The organism is Streptomyces sp. AM8-1-1, from assembly GCF_032229325.1.
GTDB lineage: Bacteria > Actinomycetota > Actinomycetes > Streptomycetales > Streptomycetaceae > Streptomyces > Streptomyces achmelvichensis.
Genome location: NZ_CP135086.1, coordinates 1,096,105 through 1,119,441 on the forward strand (window position 1 = coordinate 1,096,105; position 23,337 = coordinate 1,119,441).

Sequence of the window (23,337 nt, forward strand, 5' to 3'; positions counted from 1 at the left end):
AACCCGGCCGATGACCGACATCGCCGACCGATACCGCAGACACGCCGACGACTTCGAGAGCAAGGTCGCCGCCGTCCGGCCCGAGCAGTGGGACAACCCGTCGCCGTGCGCCCGCTGGTCCGCCCGGGACGTCGTCGGACACATCGTCGTGATGCACGGCGTCATGCTGCGCCCGCTCGACCGCCGTCCCTCCCGCGCACCGTCCGTCGAGAAGGATCCCCTCGCCGCGTTCCGGGCCGCACGCGCCGATGTCGAGGCCGTGCTCGACGACCCCGAACTCGCGGCGGCTCCCTGCGAGACACCCAGCGGGCCACTGACGGCCGAACAGCACATCGACCGGGTCATCAGTGACGACCTCGTGCTGCATGGCTGGGACCTGGCGCGGGCCACCGGGCAGGACGAGACGATGCCCGCCGACGACGTGGAACGGATGTGGCGTGGCACCTCCGCGATCCCGGCCGAGGTGATGGAGAAGTTCCGGACGCCCGGCGCGTTCGGTCCGGGGGTGGAGGTCTTCGGCCCCGAGGTGCCCGTCCCCGAGGACGCTCCCCTCCAGGACCGGCTCCTCGGACTCATCGGACGCGATCCTCACTGAGACGCCTGCCTTACGGCACGAGCCGCCCGCTCCCTTCCGGAGCGGGCGTCGTCGTACCCGCCCCATGGCGGACTCCAAACCTCGGCGGCGCAGTCACGTGCGCCCCTGATGTCCCGCCGGTGTCCCCGTCTCCCTGGGGCCACGGCCAAGGGGCGACAGTATGCGAAACCTCACGGTGAAGTTGAGTAAAGATGCGCCCCCAGCCGTGTCACACGGTGGAGGCTCGTCTCCGAGTCGGCACACGACGTCGTCCGGAAGAAGGTGGGAAGGTTGCAGCCCGAGAGCACGAACGGCACCAGCGGAGGCGCGCTGGCAGTCCCCATGGCATGGCTCTGCGCCGAGTACATCGCCGACGAGATGCTCCGCACCGGCGCCCTCGTCGAGGGCGGCTCGCTCGAATACCGGGCGGGCCGCGAGACGCTGGCGCTGACCATCTATCTCTGTGACGGTTCGGACGAACTCGCCGGTGTCCGCGCGGTGTCCAGGATCGAGGAGTGGCTGAACCTCACCGCGTACGGACATCCCTGGCCGGCCTGGGCACGGGAGAGACTCGACGCACGCGGCGAGCGGGAGCGGCAGCTCGGCGGCGGACCCGATCCGGATCTCGCCCTGGCACGGGACTCATGGAAGTGGCTGCGGCAGACCGAACTGCTCGCCGCCGACCTCGGGGACACGGAACCGTGGCACCCGGCGAATCCGCTGGATGCGTGCGTCGACGAGGGCGAACAGATATGGATGCCCGCCTGGCAGTTGGGCCTGCCGCTGAGTCATCTGGCCATCCACCTGTTCTGAGCAGGCAGTTGTCAGGGGCCCGGCCGCCGGCCGCAGTCCTTGAGCGCGATCTCCAGCTCGACGTACGACTCCTCCGCCCGGCGGAAGGCGACTTCGAGGGCCGCCTCGGCGCGCGGGCCGACCAGCCCCTGGGCCGACTGCCGGATCTCGTACAGCACGTCCGCCCAGCGCCCCGCGGCGCTCTTGACCGTGGCGAGCAGCGCCTCGATGTCCCCCGGGCCGGACGCCGGGGTCGCCGGCAGGCTCCGCAGTTCCGCGAGCAGCGCTTCGATGTCGGACATCAGACCCCTTACCTCCTGATCAAGGCTAGGCCGCCGCCGGAGCCCGGTGCGCCGAATCCCCTCGTCTCTCGGCCAGCGGATGACGCTCGTCGCCGGGTGGGCCTGTCCCGCGACGAACGGTTGGCCCCAACCGGTGAACGGTCGGTCGGGCGCGTCCGGTGAACGGCCGGTGCGGCGCGTCCGGTGAAACGGCCGGCGGGTGCATGTCCGGTCGCCGGTGTGCGTGAGGCCCCGGGCAATCGGCGCGGAAGGCCGGCTTCCTTCAGCCGGCGCAGCGGGTCAGCTGCCGGCGTGCCGCATCAGCAGGTCCCGCAGCTGCCGCGCATGACGCCGGCTGACGGCAAGTTCGGCCGATCCCACCCGGACCGTCGTCGTCCCCGCGTCCAGGCGCAGTTCGTCGATACGGGCCAGCGCGACGAGATGGCTGCGGTGGATGCGGACGAAGCCGCGGGAGGCCCACCGCTCCTCCAGGGCGGACAGCGGAATGCGGACGAGGTGGCTGCCGTCCTCCGTGTGCAGCCGGGCGTAGTCCCCCTGTGCCTCGACATAGGCGATGTCGTCGACCGCCACGAACCGCGTGACACCGCCCAGTTCGACGGGTATCTGCTCGGCGGCGTTGTGCACGGGCGCACGGGTGGCGGGGGCCGTCACCGCGGTCTCGTGCTCCGGCTGGCGGGTCTCCCGGGCGGCGAGCACCTGGTCGCGCACCCTGCGCACCGCCTCGGCCAGCCGCTCCCTGCGCACCGGCTTGAGGACGTAGTCGACGGCCTTGAGGTCGAAGGCCTGGACGGCGAAGCCCTCGTGCGCGGTGACGAACACGATCAGCGGCGGCCTGGCGAACCCCGCGAGCAGCCTGGCGACATCGAGTCCGGTGAGTCCGGCCATGTGGATGTCGAGAAAGACGACGTCGATGCCGTCCTCACCGTCCGGTCCCGCCTCCAGCGCCCGGCTGATCCGGCGCAGCGCCTCGGTGGCGTCCGTCGCGCCCTCCGCGCTCGTGACCCGGGCGTCGGAACGCAACAGATAGAGGAGTTCCTCGAGCGCCGGATTCTCGTCGTCGACCGCCAGTACACGCAGCATGCTGCGGAGTTTAGGCGCGCCCCGATCGCCGGGGCCACGGTCCTTCGCCCGCGGGAAGGGGTCCGCGAAGAGAGTTCGTCTCATCGTGGCCGCGGTTGAGCAGAGAACGCGCCTGATCCGTATTCAACGGCGACCGACCGCAACGGACACAGCACGGCCAGAGACGAAACGAGGACGCCATGGGCATGCAGCAGCGGCACCAGGACGTGGCCGCCTATGCGCTGGGCGTGCTGGAACCGGGGGACGCGTTCCGCTTCGAGGAGCATCTCGCCGAGTGCGTGCTGTGCACAGTACAGCTCTCGGACTTCTCGTCGGTCGCTTCGGCGATTTCCGACCTCACGGGACCCGGCGTGATCGCGTCCCGGCCCTCGCCCCGGCTGCTGGAGCGGCTGACCGAGGAGGTCGCGCTGATGCGGAGGCGGAGCAGCAGACGCCGGCTCCGGCTGGTCGCCGCGGTGGCGGCGCTGATCGTCGCCCTGCCGCTGGGCGCGCTCGCGATGCGGACCCCGCAGGACCCCGCCCCGCCGGCCGTCGCGGGCAAGCAGGTCACGGTGAAGGACGCCGGCTCCGGCGTCACGGCGTCCGCCTTCGTGGAGGACCGGATGTGGGGCACGGCGGTGGCGATGCGGCTCTCGGGCCTCACCGGGCCCGGCTCCTGCCGGCTGGTCGCCGTCGGCAAGGACGGCATCGAGCATCCGGTGCTCAGCTGGCGCGTTCCCCAGGGCGGATACGGCACGGATGTCCCCGGTCATGCCAAGCCCCTGGAGATCGAGGGGGGCACCGACCTGTCGAGCAGTGACATCGGCCGCTGGGAAGTGCGGACGTTCGACGGCAAGCCGCTGCTGACGATCAAGTGACCGTCAGGAGCTGAACCGAGCGCCTGCGCACCGCGATCGGATCACTTCAGCAGGCGCGACAGTCTGCGGTCGGCCAGCGGCTTGCCGCCGGTCTGGCAGGTGGGGCAGTACTGGAGCGACGAGTCGCTGAACGAGACCTCGCGAATCGTGTCGCCGCAGACCGGGCACGGCTGACCGGTCCGGCCATGGACCCGCAGACCGCTCTTCTTCTCCGCCTTGAGCCGTCCCGCCGCGACTCCGCGCGAGCGCTCGACGGCCTCACCGAGGGTGCTGCGGAGGGCTTCGTACAGTGTGGTGATCTCGTCCTCGCCCAAATTCTGCACCGGTTTGAAGGGCGACATCTTCGCGGCGTGCAGGATCTCGTCGCTGTAGGCGTTGCCGATTCCCGCGATCAGACTCTGGTCCCGCAGCGCGCCCTTGATCTGCCGCCGCTCCCCCGCGAGCAGCGCGGCGAACGCGTCGCGGTCGAAGGCGTCGGCCAGCGGATCGGGGCCGAGGCGGGCGACGCCCGGCACCTCGCCGGCGTCGCGGACGAGATGGACGGCGAGCCTCTTGGTGGTACCGGCCTCGGTCAGATCGAAGCCGCTCCCGGAGGCGAGCACCACGCGCAGGGCGAGCGGGCCCTTGCCCGGGCGCGGCGGCGCGGCAGGGACCTCGTCCTTCCACTGGAGCCAGCCCGCGCGGGCCAGGTGCGTGACCAGGTGGAGGCCGCCGACGGTGATGTCGAGCCACTTGCCGCGGCGTTCCACGGCAGTGACCTCGGCGCCCTCGATCACGGACAGGGGCGGGTCGTACGTCTTCAGCACGCTGATCGCCAGCGGCAGGACACGGACGATCTCCTGTCCCACCAGATGGGTGTCGAGGAACTCTCTCAGCGCTTCGACCTCGGGCAGCTCCGGCATGCCTCCAGGGTGCCGCAGGGGCCACAGGGATGCAGGTTCATTCCGCCGGGAGCCCGTAGACCCGGCAGGCGGTGGTCTCGAAGACGGCGGAGCGCTCGTCCGCGCTCAGACCCCGGGTGAGCGTGCGGGCGGCCTCCACGACCTCGGCGTAACTCGCGGCGAGCCGGCAGACCGGCCAGTCGGAGCCGAACATGAGGCGGTCGGGCCCGAAGGCCTCGACGACCGTCTCGGCGTACGGGGCGAGATCCGCGGTGGTCCAGGTCGCCCAGGCGGCCTCCGTCACCATGCCGGAGAGTTTGCCGACGGTGTTGGGCCGCTCGGCGAGCGCACGCACCCGGCCCGCCCACGGTTCCAGCTCCTCGGCGGCGATGGGGGGCTTGCCCAGATGGTCGAGGACGAAGGTGAGTCCGGGGACCCGGCTCACCACCTCGACCGCGGCGGGCAGCTGACGGGGCTGGACCAGCAGGTCGTAGACGAGGCCGGCGGACGCGACGGCTTCGAGTCCCCGTCGGACGTCGTCCCGCAGCAGCCACACGGGATCGGGTTCGCCCTGCACCTGGTGGCGGATGCCGACGAGCCGGTCGCCGCCCGGCCCCTCCCGTAGCGCGGCCAGTGCGTCGGCGACGTCGGGGGCGGTGAGGTCGGTCCATCCGACGACCCCCGCGACGAGGTCGCTGCCGTCGGCGAGCGCGAGGAACTCCGGTGTCTCCCCGGCGACGGTGACGGTCTGGACGAGCACGGTCGCGCGGACTCCCGCGGCGCGCGCCTCCGGCCGCAGGTCGTCGAGCGTGAAGGTACGGCGCAGGGGCGCGAGGTCGGGGCCGGTGATCCAGTCCTGGTCCCGGACGGAGAGGTCCCACACATGGTGGTGGGCATCGACGACGGCCATACCTCACAGCTCCCAGACGACGGGCAGTCCGGCGCCGGCGCCGTCCGCGGTGTAGTCGTGCACGACGTCGAGGAGTTCGGCCATCCGGGCCTGCCAGGCGATGTTGGCGGGGAGTGTTTCGAGCGCCGCCAGCAACCCGGCGTAGTCGTCGCAGTCGAGGAGGTGGAAGAGGTCGGTTCCGCTGCGCCAGATGGTCCAGGAGGTGACGCCGGCTGCGCGGATCGCCTCGGTCAGTTCGGCCGGGACCTCGCGGTGGGCGGCCTCGTACTCCTCGATACGGTCGGGGCGGACCGCGGTGTGCAGGGCCACTCTCATCGGGCGCCTCCGCCCTGGGGCAGCGGGCCATCCTTCGGCAGGAGCCCCTCGGCGAGCAGGTCGTCCCACAGGGCGGCCGGAACGTCCTGGGCGAGAAGGCCGGCCGCGTCCCGTACCTCGCGGGCGGAGCGTGTGCCGACCAGGACACCGGCGACGGCCGGATGACCGAGTGAGTAGTGCAGTGCGGCGGCCCGCAGCACAACTCCATGCCGTGCGGCGACGGCCTCGATCCGCAGCGCGCGCCGCAGGAGGTCGTCGGGTGCGGCCGTGTAGTCGTAGGTGGCGCCCGGGCGCGGGTCGGCGAGCAGCCCCGAGTTGAAGACCCCTCCGACGATGACGCTGATGCCCCGGGCCTCGGCCTCGGGCAGCAGTTCGGCGAGGGCGCTCTGGTCCAGGAGGGTGTAGCGCCCGGCGCAGAGCACGGTGTCGACGTCGGTGTCGCGGACGAACCGGGTCAGCATGGCGGCCTGGTTCATACCGGCGCCGATCGCACCGACCACGCCTTCCGCACGCAGCCGCTCCAGCGCCGGGTACCCGTGCCGGAACGCGGCCTCCTCGTGCTCGTCCGGATCGTGGAGATGAACGATGTCGATCCGGTCGAGGCCCAGGCGGGTGAGGCTCTCTTCGACGCTGCGGCGCACACCGTCGGCGCTGAAGTCCCAGACGCGCCGGTGGTCGGCCGGGACGGCGAAGCCATGGGCCAGGTCGTCGCCGTCGGCCGGGCAGGGTTCGAGCAGCCGCCCCACCTTGGTGGAGAGGGTGTACGCCTCGCGGGGCCGGCCGCGCAGTGCCTCGCCGAGCCTGCGCTCGGAGAGGCCGAGACCGTAGTGCGGCGCCGTGTCGAAGGTGCGGATGCCCACGTCCCAGGCGGCGTCGACCGCGGCCGCCGCCTCCTCGGGCGCGACCGGGGTGAAGAGGTTGCCGATGGCCGCGGCCCCGAAGGACAGTTCGGTGATCTCGACCCCGCTGCGGCCGAGCCTGCTTCGTCGCATCCCGCTGCTGCCCCCTCGCCCCTGGTGTCCGCCGACGCGGCCGCATCGAGCTCGCCGGTCGGTGCATCGATCCATCAATCCATCGATCACTGCCGAATATTCATCGGATCACTCAGGGCGTCAACACCCGCGAAGGGGCGAGATGTTACGGACGGCGGTCGATGTGTCCGATCTTTCGGACACTTCGGCTCACAGCGTCAGTGCCATGTCGAGCAGCTCGGCCAGCTCGTCCTCCACGCTGCGGGCGAGCCGGTCGAGGTCGGGCACGGCCTTGCCGTCGGCCACCAGGCCCACGTGCACCTGCCCGCCGTAGGTGGTCAGGGCGACGGCCAGCGACTGACCGCGCGCCAGCGGCGCCATCGGGTAGATCGAGAGCAGCGGGCAGCCGCCCAGCGAGAGGGCCGAGCGCGGCAGCGGCACGCTGGTCACCAGGACATCGAAGAGCATCCGGGCCGCGCCGCCTGCCAGCGGCGCACCGAACCGGTGTGCCAGCGGCGGGAGTTGATCGGCGAGTACGGCGACGGCCCCGGCTCCGCGCATCGGCCCCGCCGCCTTGTTGCGGTTCATGGCGATCCGGACGGTGTCGAGCCGCGCACGGGGGTCGGGATCGGAGACGGGCAGGTCGACCAGGTACGCGGAGAGCCGGTTCCCGGATCCGGCCGGACTGCCGGGCCTGCGCCGCGACACCGGCACCAGCGCCCGGGGGTCCGCGGTCGGCAGCAGGTCTCCGCGCTCCCGCGTCCACCGCCGCAGCGCTCCGGCGACGATGGCGAGCAGGACGTCGTTGGCCGTGCCGCCCACGGCCTTGCGCACACGCTGCACATCGTCGAGGTCGAGTGCGACGGTGCCGAGCCTGCGGGTTCCGCTGGAGCCTGCCGCCAGGGCGGGCATGCCCCGGGAGTCGAAGCGGCTGGCCCGTACGACGGAGGCCCCGACACCCACGGCGTTGCCGAGATCGTCGATACGGTCCCGGGCGAAGCCGATGAGCTGGGCCGGCACGCTGCGCCACGACGAGGCCGGCACCGGCCGGGACCGGCGCGCCCTCATCCCGCGCGCGCCGGCGATCTCGTCGAAGATGCCGGCGCCGATGGCGACCGCGCGCATCCCGTCGGCGAGGGCGTGATGGAGCTTGACGAGCACCGCGAAGGGGCCGCCGGGCTCGCCGGTGAGGAGGTACATCTCCCACGGCGGGAGTCCGCGCTCCAGCGGGCGCTCCATGAGCTCCCCGGCGATGCCGGTGGCCGCGGCGGTGAAGTCGCCCGCCGGAAGGCGCACATGGTGGACGTGGCGCGTCACGTCGAAGTCCGGGGCCACCGACCAGGCGGCCCCGCCGACCGGCAGCAGGACGTCGCGTACATGCATCCGCAGCCGGTGGATGGCCGCCGCGCGGGTGGCGAGCAGGTCGAGAACCTCGTCGTCGCTCCTGTCCCCTTCGGCGGAGCCGAAGAAGGCGAGGGCACCGAGGTGCATGGGGTGGCCGGTGGATTCGAGGTGCCAGAACGCCAGGTCGAGGGGGGCGAGAAGCTCGCTGCTCACGGTGTCCTCATGTCCTAGATAGCCAGGGAGTGCGAAGTCAATCGCCTTCGGTCGGTTACGGTCAAGTACGATCAGTTCACGGACAGTTAACATCGGATTCTTATTCCCCGCCCGCTCTGTCCGGGACGGTGAACTCGCACCACACGCACTTGCCACTGCCGCGTGACTCCACTCCCCATGCATCGGCCAGCCGGTCCACCAGCAGAAGCCCCCGTCCGGAGACTCCCGACTCCCCCGCGTCCCGCCGCCGCGGCAGCGCGCTGGAACGGTCCTCGACCTCCACCCGCAGCCGCCGCTGCGGCCCGGAGAGGACCCGCACCGTGACGATCGCTCCGCCGTCGGTGTGCATCAGCGCATTGGTGATCATCTCGTCCGCGGCGAGTTCGATCTCGTCGGCGCGCTCACGCGCGCCCCAGGCGCGTACCGTGGCGCGGACCATGTGCCGGGCGGAACGCAGTGCCTCCGCGTCGTTCTGGGCGACGTGCTGACGCAGCCGGCCGCCCGTCCGCGGAGCGAACGCGCCCTTCCGGCGGAGCAGCAGTAGCGCCACGTCGTCGCCACCGCCCCGCTCCTCCACCACGTCGCACAGATGGTCCGCCAGCAGCTGGAGGTCACGGGGGCCGGCGTGGACCAGGGCAGTGAGCAGCTGAAGTCCGTCGTCCAGATCGGCGCCGGGCATCTCGACCAGGCCGTCGGTGTACAGGATGAGTGTCGCTCCGGGGTCCAGCTCCACCGTGTTGACCGGGTATTCGAGCTGCCCGAACTCCGCCGACAGCCCCAGCGGGAGGCCGCCCTCCACCGGGACCCTGCGGCAGTCGCCGTCCGCGTCCCTGATGAGGGGGTCCATGTGCCCGGCGCGCACCACCTGGACCACCCCGGTCGTCAGATCGGCCTCGGCGTACATGCAGGTCGCGAACCGGTCGGTGTCCAGCTCGTGCAGGAAGACGGAGGCGCGCGCCATCACGGTGGCCGGGGTGTGGCCCTCGGCCGCGTACGCCCGCAGCACGATGCGCAGCTGCCCCATCACCGCCGCGGCGTCCGTGTCGTGGCCCTGCACGTCGCCGATGACCGCCCCGACCCGGCCGCCCGGCAGGGTGATGACGTCGTACCAGTCGCCGCCGACGTCCCGGCCCATCCGGGCCGAGCGGTAGCGCACGGCGATCCCGGCCCCGGGGACCTGGGGGATCTTGCGCGGCAGCATGGCCTGCTGAAGACCCTCCGCGAGGTCGTGCTCCTGGTCGTAGAGCACGGCGCGCTGGAGACTCTGCGCGATGCTGCTGCCGAGGGCGACCAGCACGTTGCGCTCCTCCGCGCTGAAGCCCGACTTGTCGCGGTAGAGCAGTCCGAGCGCTCCGATGGGCTGAGCCTGGGCGATCAGCGGAAGATAGGCGGCCGCCTCGATGCCGAGCCCTTCGATGTCCGGCCACAGCACCGGATAGGAGGTGGCGAAGTCCTCCTTGGACTCGATGAAGCGCGGGGCCAGGGTGCGCACGACCTCACTCATCGGGTACTGCTCGTCCACCCGGGTGTAGCGGGTCCCCGGCACGAACGAGCCCTCCGGGCCCTCCGCGACCAGATGGATGCGCCCGCCCGACTCCAGCAGTCCCATCACCAGGCTGGTCGCGCCGAAGTGCTCGAGACCGTGCGAGTCCTTGAGCACGTCGATGACGTCCTGCACGGTCCTGGCATGGGCGAGCGCCGCGGTGGTGCTCTCGACGACGCTGGTCTGCCGGCGGCGCTCGATGTCGACCGCGATCCGCGCGGAGGAGTCGGCCAGCTCCTCGGTGGCGTCGCGGACGATGCCGATGATGCGCACCGGCCGGCCCCTGCCGTCACGGCGGACGCGTCCCTGGGTGTGGGTCCAGCGCAGACTGCCGTCGCGGCGGCGGATGCGGAAGTACGCGCCGTAGTGGTCGCTGCCGGTCTTCAGCGCCTGCGCGACCATGGCATCGAGCCGCGCGGCTTCCTCGGGCGGCACGCGGAAGGCAAGACTCTCCGGCCGGCCGTCGTACTCCTCGGGACGGACGTCGAACACGTCGAGAGCGGGCTCGTCCATGTGCATCAGCCCGCTGGCCAGATCCCAGTCCCAGAGCCCCATGCGGTTGAGAATCAGGCTCAGATCGGGGTCGGCAGGCCAGTCGTCGGGAAGCGACAGGGCCCCCGCTGCCCGGTCAACCATGGAGCCACTCTGCCATCATTCGTCCGATTCTTCGACCGGTTCGGACGGCCCGCTCAGCCCGCGAAGGTGTCCGGCTCGGACGGCTCGTCGAAGGGGATGAGCAGGTTCGGATCGGAGGGATCGACGTCCTCCTCGGAGGGCATGCCGGGATCGGCCGAGGGCAGCTCCTCGCTCGGCGGGTCGGCCGGCGGGGCCACGTCCTGGCGGGACGGGGACTCGGCCGGGACGGACGGATCGCCGGGGGCGGCGGGCTCGCTCGGGGTGCCCGGCGGGGTGGAGCCGTCCGGCGGGGGCGGCATGGCCGGCGGGTAGGTGAAGATGTCGTCCGGGGCGACGGGCGGGAGCACCTCGGGCCTTCTGTCCTGCTCACCGTCGCTCCCGGCCTTCCGCTCGATCCAGGTGCTGTCGAGGATGTTGACGATGATCAGGGTGCTGACGGCCTGGGCGGTGGGCTTGATGACGACGACCCGGTCCGGCCGGAAGCCCATCCACGGCCTGCCCTGGTGAATCACGGCTCCCTTGACGGCGACCGGCGCCTTCAGCGGGTTTCCGCCGACGCAGCGGACCCGGGGCGCGCCGTACTCGTCGACCAGCACAGGGGTGCCCGCCTGGAGCAGGGACTGCCGGGCGACGGCCGACCCGTCCTCGAAGCCGTGGCCGGTCACCCGGGTGTCGGCGCGCAGGACGACCGGGGTCAGGCTGCGCAGATGGGCCGGCACCTTCGCCTCGGAGACCCCGGCGGCCTTGGCGAAGGCGCGCTGCTTCGCCGCGTCCTTGCCGAGGAAGGTGATCTGCTGCTCGATGTCGCAGCTGCCGATGGTCTCGGTACCGCCGTAGAGACCGGGCGTGCCGCCCGAGAGGGTGCGCAGGCTCTGCCCGCGGGCGGGTTCGCTGCTCGTGGCGGCCGACGGGGCGGGCGGGTCGGGCGCGGGCGAGGAGAGGGAGCGTGCCGTCGACGCCGTGAAGGGATCCGGTCCCGGAGCCGTCGCCGACTGGAGGAGCACCTTTTCCTCGGTGTCCGTCGCCGCACTGCTGTCGCCGCCGCAGCCGGCGGTCAGGAGTCCGAGTGAGAGCGCGACGGCCAGAGCCATGGCCGCGGAGTACCGACGACGAACGGGACGCACGAACCTCTCCCACCTTTTCTCCCGATGCATTTCTCAAGTTCTGCCGGACTGCCGCCACCTCCGCTACTTGAACGCGTTCAAGTACGGGCCTAGGCTCAGATCCGGGAAGGTGAACGTGCTCGGCCTCGGGGAGGGGTGCGCGATGTTCGCGCTGGTCAACGTGATCTTGACGTCCGCAGGAACGGCTCCCGGGCCCCGGGAGGGGCCACCGGCCCCGTGCGTGGGGCTCGCACCCATTCGGCCGACCTCATCGCCGGAGGACGTATGAACAGCGTCCACCGCACCGGCGCCCTCAGCTACCCGGAGGCCGGGGCCACCCGCCTCGGGCCGATGCCCGACGGCTACCGCCATCTGCATCGCACGGTCCGGATCGGCCGCGGCCGGGCGGTGTTCGCGGCGGCGGGCGAGGCCCTCGCCACCTGGCGTGCGCACCGGGCTTCGGGGGTGCGGCTGCGCACGTCGGCCCGGCGGGCCGAGCCCGGCGTACGGGTCGAGGTCTCCGCGGGCTTCGGCCCCCTGCGGATCACCGCCCCTTGCGAGGTGGTGTGGACGGTGCACGAGCGGGACCGGACCGGTTTCGGCTACGGCACTCTGCGGGGGCACCCCGTCCGCGGAGAGGAGTCGTTCGTCGTCGATCTGCGGGACGACGGCTCGGTCTGGTTCACCGTGATGGCCTTCAGCCGCCCGGCGGTCTGGTGGTCCCGGCTCGGCGGGCCTCTCGTGCCGCTGATGCAGACGGCGTACGTACGCCGGCTCGGTCGCACCGTGCGCCGGCTCGCGGAGACCGATACTGGAGGTGATGGAGTGGTTCGTCGACAGTGACTACTGGCTGAGCCGGCTGGTGTTCCAGCGGGCTCTGGCCGGCGTGTACCTGGTCGCCTTCCTGACCGCGGCCCTTCAGTTCCGGGCCCTGATCGGCGAACGGGGCATGCTGCCGGTGCCCGCCTTCGTACGCCGGACGACGTGGCGGCAGGCGCCGAGCCTCTTCCAACTGCACTACTCCGACCGCTTCTTCGCCCTCGTCGCCTGGAGCGGTTGTCTGCTGTCCGCGGCGCTGCTGGCGGGAGCCGCCGACCACATCCCGCTCGGGGCGGCGATGGCCTGGTGGGCGGTGCTGTGGCTGCTGTATCTGTCGATCGTCAACGTGGGACAGACCTGGTACGGCTTCGGCTGGGAGTCCCTGCTGCTGGAGACCGGCTTCCTGGCCGTGTTCCTCGGCAACGAACGCACCGCACCGCCCGTCCTGGTGCTGTTCCTGCTGCGCTGGGTGCTGTTCCGGGTGGAGTTCGGGGCGGGCCTGATCAAGATCCGCGGGGACGAGTGCTGGCGCAAGCTGACCTGTCTGGACTACCACCACGAGACCCAGCCGATGCCCGGCCCGCTGAGCTGGTTCTTCCACCATCTGCCACGTCCGGCCCACCGTGTCGAGGTCGCCGCCAACCATGTCACGCAACTCGTCGTGCCGTTCCTGCTGTTCACGCCCCAGCCGGTGGCGGGTGCGGCCGCCGCGCTGATCGTGGTGACGCAGCTGTGGCTGGTGCTCTCCGGCAATTTCGCCTGGCTCAACTGGATCACGATCGTGCTCGCGCTCTCCGCCGTCGACGGCTCACTGATCTCCGAGGCGCCTGCGCTGCCCGCTGCCCCGCTCTGGTACGAGATCGTGGTCATCGCGGTCACCGTGCTCGTCCTGGTGCTCAGCTACCGCCCGGCGCGCAATCTGCTCTCCCGACGGCAGCAGATGAACCGCTCCTACGACTCGCTGCATCTGGTCAACGCCTACGGCGCGTTCGGAACGGTCGGGCGGATCCGCCACGAAGTGGTGATCGAGGGCACCGAGGAGACCGTTCTCCACGAGGGCACCGAGTGGCGGGAGTACGGGTTCCGGGGCAAGCCCGGCGATGTCCGCGCGATGCCGCGTCAGTTCGCCCCCTACCATCTGCGGCTCGACTGGATGATGTGGTTCGCCGCGCTCTCCCCCGCCTACGCGGGGCCCTGGTTCGGGACGTTCATGGAGCGGCTGCTGGAGGGCGACCGGGACACGCTGAAGCTGCTGCGCCACAATCCGTTCCCCGACGCCCCGCCCGCGTATGTCCGCGCCAGGGTGTACCACTACCGGTACACGACCTGGCGCGAACTGCGGGCCACCGGTGCCTGGTGGCACCGGAGCCATGTGCGCGAGTTCCTCAGGCCGACCAGGCTACTTTGAACACCCAGACATGCCGGCCCGCCCGGCGGGCCGCGGCCGGCACGTCGACGACGAACGTGTCCCCCGTGGTACGCCAGGTCAGCGAACGGTCGTGGCCGAGCATCGTCACGCGGTCGCCCTGGCGGACCGGTACCGGCGCCTCGACGGTGAGGGTGCTGCCGGGTGCGGCGAGCGAGTGGATGTAGAAGGCCTCGTCCGGCCGGACGGTGAAGCGCAGATCCTCGCCGAGCTGCGGCATCCGCGCCCAGTACGTACTGCCGTATATCGCCTCGCCGTTGACCTTCAGCCACGCGCCCGTCTCACGCAGCCGGCGCTCCATGATCTCGGGGATGGTGCCGTCGGCCCGCGGTCCGATGTCGAGCAGGAAGTTGCCGTTCTTGGAGACGATGTCGACGAGGGAGTGCACCACCTCCTCGGTCGTCATGTACCGGTCGTCGGGGGTCTGCGCGTTGTAGCCGTAGCTGAACGGGTCGAGTCCCCTGCTCGACTCCCACTTGTCGGTGACGATCGAGTCGTACGTCGTGTACTCGGGCGTCGTGAAGTCGTGCGGCCCGATGCCGGAACGGTTGTTGACGGTCACCTCGATGGGGCGGGCCCGGTTCTTCGCGTGGTTGAAGTACTCCGCGAGCACCCGGTGGCTGTCGTTCGCCCCGCCGATGTCGCACCACAGGATCTCGGGGTCGTAGCCGTCGATCAGCTCCAGCATCTGCGGTGCCTGAAGATCCTTGATGTAGTCGCCGCTGCGGTGGCCGGTGTACGGCACGGGCTCCAGCGTGTACGGGTTCCGCGGTGCGTGCCCCGACCAGGGGTTGTCGGGGTTGAACCACTCGGGCATGGAGAAGTACAGGCCGCGGTGCAGCTCGGGGGCGTAGCGGCGGGAGGCGTCGAAGAGTTCCCCGATCAGGTCTCTGCGGGGGCCCATCTTCACGGAGTTGCGGTCGCTGACCTTGGTGTCCCAGAGCGCGAAGCCCTCGTGGTGCTTGGAGGTCAGGACGTGGTACTGCGCTCCGGCGTCACGGAAGAGTTCGACCCAGGAGCGGGGGTTGAACCGCTCCGCCCGGAACCGCGGAATGAAGTCGTCGTAGGCGAAGGACTCACCGTACGTCTGACGGTGATGGGCGTACGTCGGGTTGTTCGGGTCCTGCATCTGGCTCCAGTACCACTCGGCGTACTGCTTGCCGACCGGTGCCCACGCCGGGACCGAGTAGAGACCCCAGTGGATGAAGATCCCGAACTTCGCGTCCTGGAACCAGTAGGGGGCCTGATGGGTGTTCAGCGAGGCGTCGGTGGGCTCGTAGTCGGGAACGCCGAGCGTCAGGGTGCGCCGCGCGGCGGCCGCCTGCTGCCCCCGGCCGCGGGCGAGCACGGTGCCGTCCTGCCGGGTGCCGGGCGTAGTACCGGGCCGGCGGCGGATGCCGACCCGCACTCTCGCCTGCTCCCCCGGGGCGAGCCGGCCGACCGTGGCGGGGGCGACCGTGCGGGCGCCGGGCACGTCGACGGAGACGGTGAGCCGGTCGGAGGGGAGGATGCCGACGGTGCCGGCGTTGATGACGGTGGCCTCGACACTCTGCGCGCCCGCGCCGAGCAGCGAGCTGGTCGAGTGCGCTTCGCGCAGCGCCAACGCCCGTCCAGTGGCTGCCGGCTGGAGAGTGAGAGCGAAGATGTGGAGGGAACTCCTGTCCGCCTCCGCCGGGTTGGTGACCGGCAGCGTCAGCGCCACGGCCTCCTTGGTCGGGTCCATGGTGAGTTCGGCGGTGGCGATGACGACGGGGTGCGGGTCCTTGGCACCGGTCGGGGTGTAGCGGTAGGCGGCCGTGATCGCACCGCTGCCGGAGTACCAGTCGGGGCCGCCGAGTGCCACCGGCCGGCTGGAGCCGTCGGCGTAGTGGAGGGTCGCCGTGCCGGAGGCCGCGCCGTAGCTGCTCGCGACGAGAAGGAGCCCGGAGAGATAGCGGCCGGCCGGGAGGTCGATGCGCTGGCCGAGCGCGACGATGTTGTTCTTGGCCCCCGCCGCGGCGGTGGGGAAGAGATAGGGGATGCCGTCGATCTCCCGCTTGCCTGCGGGGAGTTCCTCGCCGGGGAAGGTGTAGCCGGAGCCGTCGAAGTTGCCGCCGCGGGCGTCCGCGGTGTCGATGCCGTCGTTGTCGAACCAGCGATCCAGCGGTACGGGCACGGCGGGCGGGACCGTGCCCCAGTCACCGCCTGTCGTATCGCGTGGTGTCGCCTGCGGGCTCGCATCGGCCGTGGCCGGGGTGATGAAGGCGGCGCCGACTGCCGCCCCCGCCGTCATTCCGAGTACGTGGCGCCTGGGAAGTTCGGTCATGAGGTCCGATGATTGAAGGGTGTCGGGAACCTGTCAATACTCTTCACAGCGAGGAACGGGAGTTCCCTCACCCATCCATCGGATGAATCAGGGTGAGGTGATCTTGACCGGTCGGCGCGGCGACCGCAGACATGTGCGCTTCACCGTGGGGTCGGGGTCTTTCATTTGATCTTGCCGGGCTCACGGGACCGGGGGTCAGTGCCCGCGGACCCGGTACTCCGCCGCAAGTCGGCGCACGTGTGCGCGGATGTGGTCACGGTCCTCGGGGAACACCGACTCCCACGGCTCGTCGAGCGCGAACCAGCGCGGGGGCTGCCCCGCTTCGCCGCCCAGCGGCACGTCGCGGCTCACGATCGCGGCATAGGAAAGACCCAGCGTCGGCGGCCGGTCGGGCCGGTACGAACGCACGGAGGTAGCCGCCGGCCGTGGCAGCAGTTCCACCCGTACGCCGGTCTCCTCGGCGAGCTCGCGGGCTGCGGCGGCGCGAGGCGTCTCGCCCGGTTCGACCTTCCCCCCGGGTGGCACCCAGCCGCGCCATCGGTGCTTCACGAGCAGGACGTGGTCGAAGGCCTGGTCGGTCACCCAGACCTCTGCCGCCAGCGGCTCCCCGGGGTGGTGTTGCGCCCGGTCGAGCCACGCCCGCGCCTCGTCGAGCTCCAGAGCGGCGAGCCCGACATCGGCCACCAGCGCGTCCAGGATCTCTGCGTCGGTCTCACCGTGGATCACCCGCACACCCTATGCCGACCGCGCTTCGGGGCGGTGTCCGGGATCGCGGGACCGAAGTCAACTGCCCACCGCACAAGCCTCGTCGGGGGCGTCGCGCGCCGGGCGGGACGGCGGGGGCCCGGGCCGGGACGTACGCGTCGGCGACGGGATGCGCGCGGCACCTCGACCGTTCGTGCCCCCTGCCGTCGGCAGGGGGCACGGGGTGAAGCGATCCGCTCAGTCGATGCCGGGCAGGATGTGCGGCTCTGCCAGGTCGTCCTCGTAGCCGGCCAGCCGGATCGGGGCCGAGCGGGCCCAGACTTCCAGGCTTCCGAGCTCGTCGGGACGACGGGACCGCTCGCCGCTGAGATCCAGCGGTCGCTTCTCGTGTTTCTTCACATCAGGTGTCACCGCGCACTCCTCTGTGTCGCGTAACTGGGACAAGGCAGGTCGGTCGCGGTGGCGCCGGTCTTCGGGCGGGACCGCAGCCTGGTTGCAGGCTTGTCCCAGGACGGCCAAGTGGTTTTCGTGAACCCCTTGGTGGCGTCCGTTCGCCTCAGAGTAACCAAATGAGCAGAGGCCCGCTCTATGGGGCCGTAAAATCAACGCAAATCCGGCCAACGATCTCTGCCTGTCCGGGCCTTCGGGGGATCGAGGCCGAACTGCCCCGGGATGATCACGGGACCGCCTCGGTACCGGCGCGGCAGCGGGGACCGGGGCCTCCTCGGCACCGGTCAGGCGGGCGACCGGAGACCGGCTGACGAGGAGCCATGGCGGGCCTCACGACCGTCCCCGCCGGACACCCGGATGGAGTAGCGGGCGTGGTGGCCGGCAACGGACGGGGGCGGCCGGGGCACGGTGCGCGGAGCAGGTCGACCGAGACCCGAGACCGGCACAGCGGTCCCCCACGAGGTCCCCCGCCGGGACCGTGTGCGGTACGCAGAAGACGGCGCACGGGAGTCCCGTACGCCGTCCACCAGGGAGGGAGGGTTACCAGTTCGCCGGAGCGTAGTCCTTGAGGAAGCAGCCGAAGAGGTCGTCACCGGACTCGCCGCGCACGATCGGGTCGTAGACGCGGGCGGCACCGTCGATCAGGTCGAGCGGGGCGTGGAAGCCCTCGTCCGCGAGACGCATCTTGTCGGGGTGCGGGCGTTCGTCGGTGATCCATCCGGTGTCGACGGCGGTCATCAGGATGCCGTCGCTCTCGAACATCTCCTGGGCGCTGGTGCGGGTGAGCATGTTCAGCGCGGCCTTGGCCATGTTGGTGTGCGGGTGGCCCGCCCCCTTGTAGCCGCGGCTGAAGACACCCTCCATCGCGGAGACGTTCACCACGTAGGTGCGCTTGGCGGCGGAGGCGGCCATCGCCGGGCGCAGCCTGCTGATGAGGATGAACGGGGCCGTGGAGTTGCACAGCTGGACCTCGAGCAGCTCCACCGGGTCGACCTCGGACACCGTCTGGATCCAGCTGTTGGTGTGGTGCAGATCGGGAACGAGACCGCCGGCGTCGATCGCGTTGCCGGCCGCGATCCGCGCCGGGGACGCCGAGCCGCTGACGAGAGCGAGCCCGGTCACGTCCTGGGCGGTGAGGCCCTCGCCCGCGGCGGAGGGCAGCGCGGCCACCGTCTCCACCGCGCCGCTGCCGAAGGTGCCGATGACCTCGGCGGGCGGCAGCTCGCCGGCGGGCAGCGGGGCGGACTCGGCGCTGACGAGTTCGCTGTAGGCCTGCGGGGACCGGCGCACCGTCTGCGCCGCGTTGTTGATCAGGATGTCCAGGGGGCCCTGCGCGGACACGGAGTCGGCGAGGGCGACGACCTGCGCCGGGTCGCGCAGGTCGATACCGACGATCTTGAGGCGGTGGATCCACAAGTCACTGTCCGGCATCGCCTTGAAGCGGCGGATCGCGTCGTTCGGGAAGCGCGTGGTGATCGTGGTGTGGGCACCGTCACGGAGCAGTCGCAGCGCGATGTACATACCGATCTTGGCGCGCCCGCCGGTGAGGAGCGCCCGCTTGCCGGTAAGGTCGGTCCGGGCGTCGCGGCGGGCCCGGTTCTCGGCCGCGCACTTCTGGCAGAGCTGGTGGTAGAAGGCGTCGACCTCGACGTAGCGGGTCTTGCAGATGTAGCAGGACCGGGGGCGCTGGAGTATGCCGGCGATCTCGCCGGTGGCCGACGACGAAGGAAGGAGACCTTCGGTCTCGTCGTCGATCCGCTCGGCGGATCCGGTGGCGGTGGCCTCGGTGACCGACTTGTCGTGCGCGGTCTTCGCGGCGCGGCGCTCCTGGCGGCGGCGCTGCTTCACGGTCCGGTAGATACCGGCGGTGGCCCGGCGGACCGCGATGGCGTCGGGGTGGTCGACGTCCAGCTTGTCGAGCTCGTCGAGCACGCTCAGGCAGACGGCCATCCGCTCCGGGTCGATGCCCGGGCCGAATACCTGACTGTCCTCTGTCACCGTCATGGCCTTTGCCGTTCCTCGGTCGCTCGCGCGCTGTGGGGGTTTCAAAAGCGCAACTTTACTGAGCAAATGGGTGACGACAAAATCCCGTGACCGGGGGCTTCGAGCCTGCCCGCGCGACGCCGGTGTCCCTCCCCCACTGGGCCTCGGTCGCCACCCGGTCTCCCCCACCCGGCCGCCGTCGGTCTCCCCGGCCCGGCTGATAGGGGAAGACCGACGGCGCGGCACGGGTCGGCTACGCGAACAGGCCGGTCAGCCAGGTGCGCCAGGCTTCCTCGTTCTTCTGTGCGTCCGCTCCGGCGGCGAAGTCGTGGACGCTGACGCCGACAGGGGCGCCGAAGTGGTTGCGACCGAAGACGCGGTACATGGCGTCGTCCGTGCGCAGCCCCACGAAGTAGGGATTGCGGTAGTCGAGGACGGCGTCGACCGGGCCGGTGCCGGGCAGTTCGACGCGTACGGTCGCGCCCTCGGCCGCGTCGTCCGCCAGTCCGAGTCCCCGGCTCACGACGTCGAGACCGTCCGGCTCGTTCGAGGTGTCGGGGGCGTCGACGCTCATGAACACGGCCGCCTTGCCGGTGTAGTGCAGCAGGTACTGGCGCAGGGTGTGCAGATAGAAGTCGGTGTGCTTGTCGGCACCGTCGTACTGGTTGTCCCAGTCCTCGACCAGGATGCCGCTGTGCACGTAGCGCACCCAGGAGCCGCCGCCCTCGCGGGGCTCGATGACGTGATCGAGCTGGTTGAAGGTCTGCTGGGAGATGCCTTCCGCGTCCTCGGTGCGGCCGGTCAACCGGTGGGGCGGGTCCCAGGCGGTGACGGTGCCGCCGTGCGGGGCCGCACCTCCCTCGCGGGGTTCGTACTCCATCGGCCAGAGCCAGCCGGCGGTCCCGGTGGTGATCGCCTCCCAGACCTGCTGGGGCTCGGCGTCGACCTCGAACTCCCGGACGATCTCGAATTCCTTGGACATGACGTCTCCTTGTGTCGTGCTGGTTCGGTGCGTTGATGGGGGGATGGGGCGGATGGCCGGTCAGGCGGGCCGCGGCGCTCCGGCGAGGTGCTGGACGCGCGGACCGGGTGGCTTCGTCATGACGGCTCGCCGGGCAGCGCGGCGGGGCTCTCGGTGTCCGGGTCCCTGGCGTCCGCCCCCTCGACGGCGTCCGGGATCTTCACGGTCGGATGAAGCGCCACGACCAGGCGGTGATCGCGGCCGCCCGGGGCGTCCTCGGCGTGGTAGCGGGCGATCAGCGCGCTCACGCCCTGGGTGAGTTCCTCGACGAAGGCCGCACGGTCGGCTGCGGAGGCGAACCGCACCTCGCCGTCCAGGGCGTAGGTCGCGAGTCGCTTGCGCGCCTTGGCCGCGCCGGTGATCAGGCTGCCGACATCGCGCACGAGACGCGCGGCGACCGCGAGCATCCAGCGCGCGGAGAGCTGGTCGCGGAACCCCGCCGGGTCCGGCTGCACCGCGGCCAGGGCCAGTGGAGAGATGACGTACGAGGCCGCTGTGGCCCGCATCAGCCGCTCCGTGACGTTGCCCTTGCGGCGTTCCCCGGCCAGCTCGACCAGGCCGTGCCGCTCCAGCGCCTTGAGGTGGTAGTTCACCTTCTGACGGGGCAGCCCGACCCGGCCGGCGAGCATGGCCGCAGAGGCGGGGCCCGCGGCGAGCTCCGCCAGGAGCCGGGAGCGCACGGGGTCCAGCGAGACGGCGGCTGCCGCGGAGTCCTCGATCACTGTGACGTCCAACATGGCTCCACCGTCTCACCGAACACTTTTCTTGTCCAGCACTCTTTTGTTGTCGGTCTCGGGCCATGGCGGGACACGGTCGGCCACACCACCGACCCGGTCAGGTACAGAACAAGAGCCGTGTCCCGGTCGCACGGGAAGGCAGGGGAGCAAGGGATGCACGGGCGTCCGCCGCATCGGCTTCAGGGACGACGCGGCGCCCGCTGATGGCGGCCAGGATCGAGGTGCGCCGTGAGCGCGGAGTCGCTGCGGCGGAGCCCGGTCTGCTCGACGCCTGTCTCGACACCACCGGCTTCCCGCTGACGGCAGCTCACCAGCTCGCGTGCAAGGGGACGATCGCGCGGCTCGCGCACGAGAGCGCGGAATGCCCACCGGGCTCAGGAACGATGTTCGTGGCGGCGGGCAAGACCCTGATCCCCGTCGAACACGCCGTGCCGGTCCGCGCGTTCTGCCACGGTGCGTGGCAGACGGGGTTCAGCTCGATGTGCAAGGAGCCCGGAGTGTGGCCTCAGCCGTGCCGAACGGTGAGCGTCCTCGGAACTCCTCAGGACGCCGCGAGCACCGCCTGGACGGTCTTGCCGCCGCCCGGTCCGCCTCGTACCGCGAAGTGCCGGGACAGCTCGCGCACCATGAAGATGCCGCGCCCGCTCTCGTCGCTCTCCAGGGGCGAGCACTCTCTCGGGTGGATCGGACTGGCGTCCTCCACCTCGACGGTGACCAGGCCCGGGTCGACATGCAGCCGCAGCCGGCAGCCGCTGCGGCCGTGCCGGGTGGCGTTGGTGACCAGCTCGGACACGACGAGGGTGGCGTCCTCGATCTGGTCCCCCGTCACCGGCTCGCCGCAGCGGCGGCTCAGGAAGACCGTGGTCAGATGGCGCGCCCAGCGGGCGGAGGTCTCCGCCTGCGGCAGTTGGTACGTCGCACGCGCGGCGCGCCGACGGGTGCGCCCTTGCGTACGCATCCTCATCACTCCGTCCCGGTCGATGGCAGCCTCAAAGCCGAACGGGGCTGCCGTGCTCCGCGGATGCGCGACGGCGTGCCCCTACCTCCAAGTGGTGCCCGGACGGAGTGATCCGCAATCGGGGTTCATGTCACGGAGCGTTCACAGGACTACTCCCAGGACGGCTCACAGGACCCGCTGGCCCTTGCCGAGCGCGATGACACCGTTCTTGGAGACGGTGTAAAGCTCCTGATCCCGCTCGGGGTTGACGCCGATGGTCGCACCGGGCGGCACGTCGACGTTCTTGTCCAGGATCGAACCGCGGACGACGGCGCCCCGGCCTATGCGGACGTTGTCGTGCAGCACCGAGCCCTGCACCACCGCGCCCTCCCCGACCATCACCCCGGGAGAGAGGACGGACCGGGTGACCTGCCCGCGGACGACACAGCCGGGGCTGACGATCGACTCGCTCGCGATGCCGGCCCCGATGAAGCGTGCCGGGGGAAGCTGGCCCGGATGGGTGTAGATGGGCCAGCGGCGGTTGTACAGGTCGAAGGCCGGCCGGTCGGGGATCAGATCCATGTGGGCGTCGTAGTACGAGTCGAGGGTGCCCACGTCGCGCCAGTAGCCGTGTTCCCGTGGCGTCTCCCCCGGCACATGGTTCTCGTTGAAGTCGTAGACCTGTGCCATGCCCTGCTCGGTGAGCATCGGCAGGATCGAACCACCCATGTCGTGCACGGAGTTGTCGTCCTCGGCGTCCCGGTACAGCGCGTCGACGAGGACCTTGGTGGTGAAGAGGTAGTTGCCCATGGAGGCGAACACCCGCTCGGGATCGCCGGGCAGTCCGGGCGGGTCCGCGGGCTTCTCGAGGAACCGCTCCACTCTCGCGCCGTCCGACGCGGGCGTGATGATCCCGAAGGACGAGGCCTCGGCGCGCGGGACCCGGATCCCGGCGACGGTGACCCCTGCCCCGCCCTCGATGTGCTGCTTGAGCATCTGCCGCGGGTCCATCCGGTACACATGGTCGGCACCGAACACCGCGATGTAGTCGGGCTGTTCGTCGTTGACCAGGTTGAGCGACTGGAGGATCGCGTCCGCGCTGCCGAGGTACCACCGTCGGCCGAGCCGCTGTTGGGCGGGTACGGGCGTCACGTAGTTGCCGAGGAGACTCGACATCCGCCAGGTGGTGGTGACATGGCGGTCCAGCGAGTGCGACTTGTACTGCGTCAGCACGCAGATGCGCAGAATGTCCCCATTGACGAGACTGGAGAGGACGAAGTCGACGAGGCGGTACATCCCGCCGAAGGTCACCGCCGGTTTCGCACGGTCGGCGGTGAGCGGCATCAGCCGCTTGCCCTCCCCGCCGGCCAGAACGATCCCGAGCACCGAAGGTCCACCGCGCATCGTGCCCCCTCACACCTGCTGTGTGTGTC

22 protein-coding genes are annotated in these 23,337 nt (G+C 71.0%); 5 read left to right on the top strand and 17 right to left on the bottom strand.

The features are described 5' to 3' along the window. The first annotated feature begins 10 nt into the window (after positions 1–10). Together RPQ07_RS04895 and RPQ07_RS04900 are read left to right on the top strand one after the other, a co-directional pair. A complete protein-coding gene (locus RPQ07_RS04895; protein WP_313942770.1) occupies positions 11–595 on the top strand; it encodes a TIGR03086 family metal-binding protein in 585 nt (194 codons plus the stop codon). 270 nt (positions 596–865) lie between these two features. Continuing rightward, complete coding sequence (locus RPQ07_RS04900; protein WP_313942771.1) at positions 866–1,387, top strand: hypothetical protein; 522 nt, start codon at positions 866–868, stop codon at positions 1,385–1,387. 11 nt (positions 1,388–1,398) lie between these two features. On the opposite strand, the gene RPQ07_RS04905 is transcribed toward RPQ07_RS04900, so the two are convergent. Further along, a complete protein-coding gene (locus tag RPQ07_RS04905; RefSeq protein WP_313942772.1) occupies positions 1,399–1,668 on the bottom strand; it encodes a hypothetical protein in 270 nt (89 codons plus the stop codon). Positions 1,669–1,947: 279 nt separating this feature from the next. Beyond that, positions 1,948–2,748 carry a LytTR family DNA-binding domain-containing protein gene (locus RPQ07_RS04910; protein ID WP_313942773.1) on the bottom strand — a complete coding sequence of 267 codons (801 nt, stop codon included), beginning with the start codon at positions 2,746–2,748 and terminating at the stop codon, positions 1,948–1,950. A gap of 179 nt (positions 2,749–2,927) precedes the next feature. Here RPQ07_RS04910 and RPQ07_RS04915 point away from each other — a divergent pair, with 179 nt between their 5' ends. Then, positions 2,928–3,605: a zf-HC2 domain-containing protein gene (locus tag RPQ07_RS04915; RefSeq protein WP_313942774.1), complete on the top strand. Its 678-nt coding sequence runs from the start codon at positions 2,928–2,930 to the stop codon at positions 3,603–3,605. A gap of 41 nt (positions 3,606–3,646) precedes the next feature. On the opposite strand, the gene RPQ07_RS04920 is transcribed toward RPQ07_RS04915, so the two are convergent. The 7 genes from RPQ07_RS04920 to RPQ07_RS04950 all read right to left on the bottom strand — a co-directional run bounded on the left by RPQ07_RS04920 (position 3,647) and on the right by RPQ07_RS04950 (position 11,509). Next, entirely contained in the window at positions 3,647–4,507 is an 861-nt protein-coding gene (locus tag RPQ07_RS04920; protein ID WP_313942775.1) for an Fpg/Nei family DNA glycosylase, read from the bottom strand. A gap of 37 nt (positions 4,508–4,544) precedes the next feature. Then, on the bottom strand, positions 4,545–5,396 hold the full coding sequence (locus RPQ07_RS04925; protein ID WP_313942776.1) for an amidohydrolase family protein: 852 nt from the start codon (positions 5,394–5,396) through the stop codon (positions 4,545–4,547). Positions 5,397–5,399: 3 nt separating this feature from the next. Further along, a complete protein-coding gene (locus RPQ07_RS04930; protein WP_313942777.1) occupies positions 5,400–5,711 on the bottom strand; it encodes an L-rhamnose mutarotase in 312 nt (103 codons plus the stop codon). Continuing rightward, the gene (locus RPQ07_RS04935) at positions 5,708–6,703 is read right to left on the bottom strand and encodes an aldo/keto reductase (RefSeq protein WP_313942778.1); all 996 of its coding nucleotides are present in this window, start codon (positions 6,701–6,703) and stop codon (positions 5,708–5,710) included. Before RPQ07_RS04935 ends, RPQ07_RS04930 begins: the two co-directional genes overlap by 4 nt. Positions 6,704–6,892: 189 nt before the next feature. Beyond that, positions 6,893–8,239 carry a wax ester/triacylglycerol synthase family O-acyltransferase gene (locus tag RPQ07_RS04940; RefSeq protein WP_313942779.1) on the bottom strand — a complete coding sequence of 449 codons (1,347 nt, stop codon included), beginning with the start codon at positions 8,237–8,239 and terminating at the stop codon, positions 6,893–6,895. A 100-nt stretch (positions 8,240–8,339) separates the two neighbouring features. Continuing rightward, positions 8,340–10,418, bottom strand: a complete 2,079-nt coding sequence (locus RPQ07_RS04945; RefSeq protein ID WP_313942780.1) for a SpoIIE family protein phosphatase — start codon at positions 10,416–10,418, stop codon at positions 8,340–8,342. 53 nt (positions 10,419–10,471) lie between these two features. Then, a complete protein-coding gene (locus RPQ07_RS04950) occupies positions 10,472–11,509 on the bottom strand; it encodes a DUF6777 domain-containing protein (RefSeq protein WP_313942781.1) in 1,038 nt (345 codons plus the stop codon). 297 nt (positions 11,510–11,806) lie between these two features. Between RPQ07_RS04950 and RPQ07_RS04955 the strand changes: the two genes are divergently transcribed. After that, entirely contained in the window at positions 11,807–12,364 is a 558-nt protein-coding gene (locus RPQ07_RS04955; protein WP_313942782.1) for a DUF1990 domain-containing protein, read from the top strand. Beyond that, complete coding sequence (locus tag RPQ07_RS04960) at positions 12,342–13,748, top strand: lipase maturation factor family protein (RefSeq protein WP_313942783.1); 1,407 nt, start codon at positions 12,342–12,344, stop codon at positions 13,746–13,748. The genes RPQ07_RS04955 and RPQ07_RS04960 overlap by 23 nt, the downstream gene beginning before the upstream one ends. Here RPQ07_RS04960 and RPQ07_RS04965 read toward each other — a convergent pair. The 8 genes from RPQ07_RS04965 to glgC all read right to left on the bottom strand — a co-directional run bounded on the left by RPQ07_RS04965 (position 13,726) and on the right by glgC (position 23,308). Then, positions 13,726–16,071 carry an alpha-L-fucosidase gene (locus tag RPQ07_RS04965; protein ID WP_313942784.1) on the bottom strand — a complete coding sequence of 782 codons (2,346 nt, stop codon included), beginning with the start codon at positions 16,069–16,071 and terminating at the stop codon, positions 13,726–13,728. The genes RPQ07_RS04960 and RPQ07_RS04965 overlap by 23 nt on opposite strands. A gap of 195 nt (positions 16,072–16,266) precedes the next feature. Beyond that, on the bottom strand, positions 16,267–16,797 hold the full coding sequence (locus RPQ07_RS04970; protein ID WP_313942785.1) for an NUDIX hydrolase: 531 nt from the start codon (positions 16,795–16,797) through the stop codon (positions 16,267–16,269). A gap of 216 nt (positions 16,798–17,013) precedes the next feature. Beyond that, positions 17,014–17,187, bottom strand: coding sequence for a hypothetical protein (locus tag RPQ07_RS04975; protein ID WP_313942786.1), 174 nt, complete (start codon positions 17,185–17,187; stop codon positions 17,014–17,016). 579 nt (positions 17,188–17,766) lie between these two features. Then, positions 17,767–19,230 carry an SDR family NAD(P)-dependent oxidoreductase gene (locus tag RPQ07_RS04980; protein ID WP_313942787.1) on the bottom strand — a complete coding sequence of 488 codons (1,464 nt, stop codon included), beginning with the start codon at positions 19,228–19,230 and terminating at the stop codon, positions 17,767–17,769. Between the two features lie 232 nt (positions 19,231–19,462). Then, positions 19,463–20,191, bottom strand: a complete 729-nt coding sequence (locus RPQ07_RS04985; RefSeq protein WP_313942788.1) for an SRPBCC domain-containing protein — start codon at positions 20,189–20,191, stop codon at positions 19,463–19,465. Positions 20,192–20,307: 116 nt separating this feature from the next. Then, positions 20,308–20,967: an ArsR/SmtB family transcription factor gene (locus tag RPQ07_RS04990; protein WP_313942789.1), complete on the bottom strand. Its 660-nt coding sequence runs from the start codon at positions 20,965–20,967 to the stop codon at positions 20,308–20,310. Between the two features lie 541 nt (positions 20,968–21,508). Continuing rightward, positions 21,509–21,925 (bottom strand): ATP-binding protein, encoded by a 417-nt coding sequence (locus RPQ07_RS04995; protein ID WP_313942790.1) that lies wholly within the window; start codon positions 21,923–21,925, stop codon positions 21,509–21,511. Positions 21,926–22,090: 165 nt separating this feature from the next. After that, complete coding sequence (glgC, locus tag RPQ07_RS05000) at positions 22,091–23,308, bottom strand: glucose-1-phosphate adenylyltransferase (protein ID WP_313942791.1); 1,218 nt, start codon at positions 23,306–23,308, stop codon at positions 22,091–22,093. Positions 23,309–23,337 lie beyond the last annotated feature (29 nt).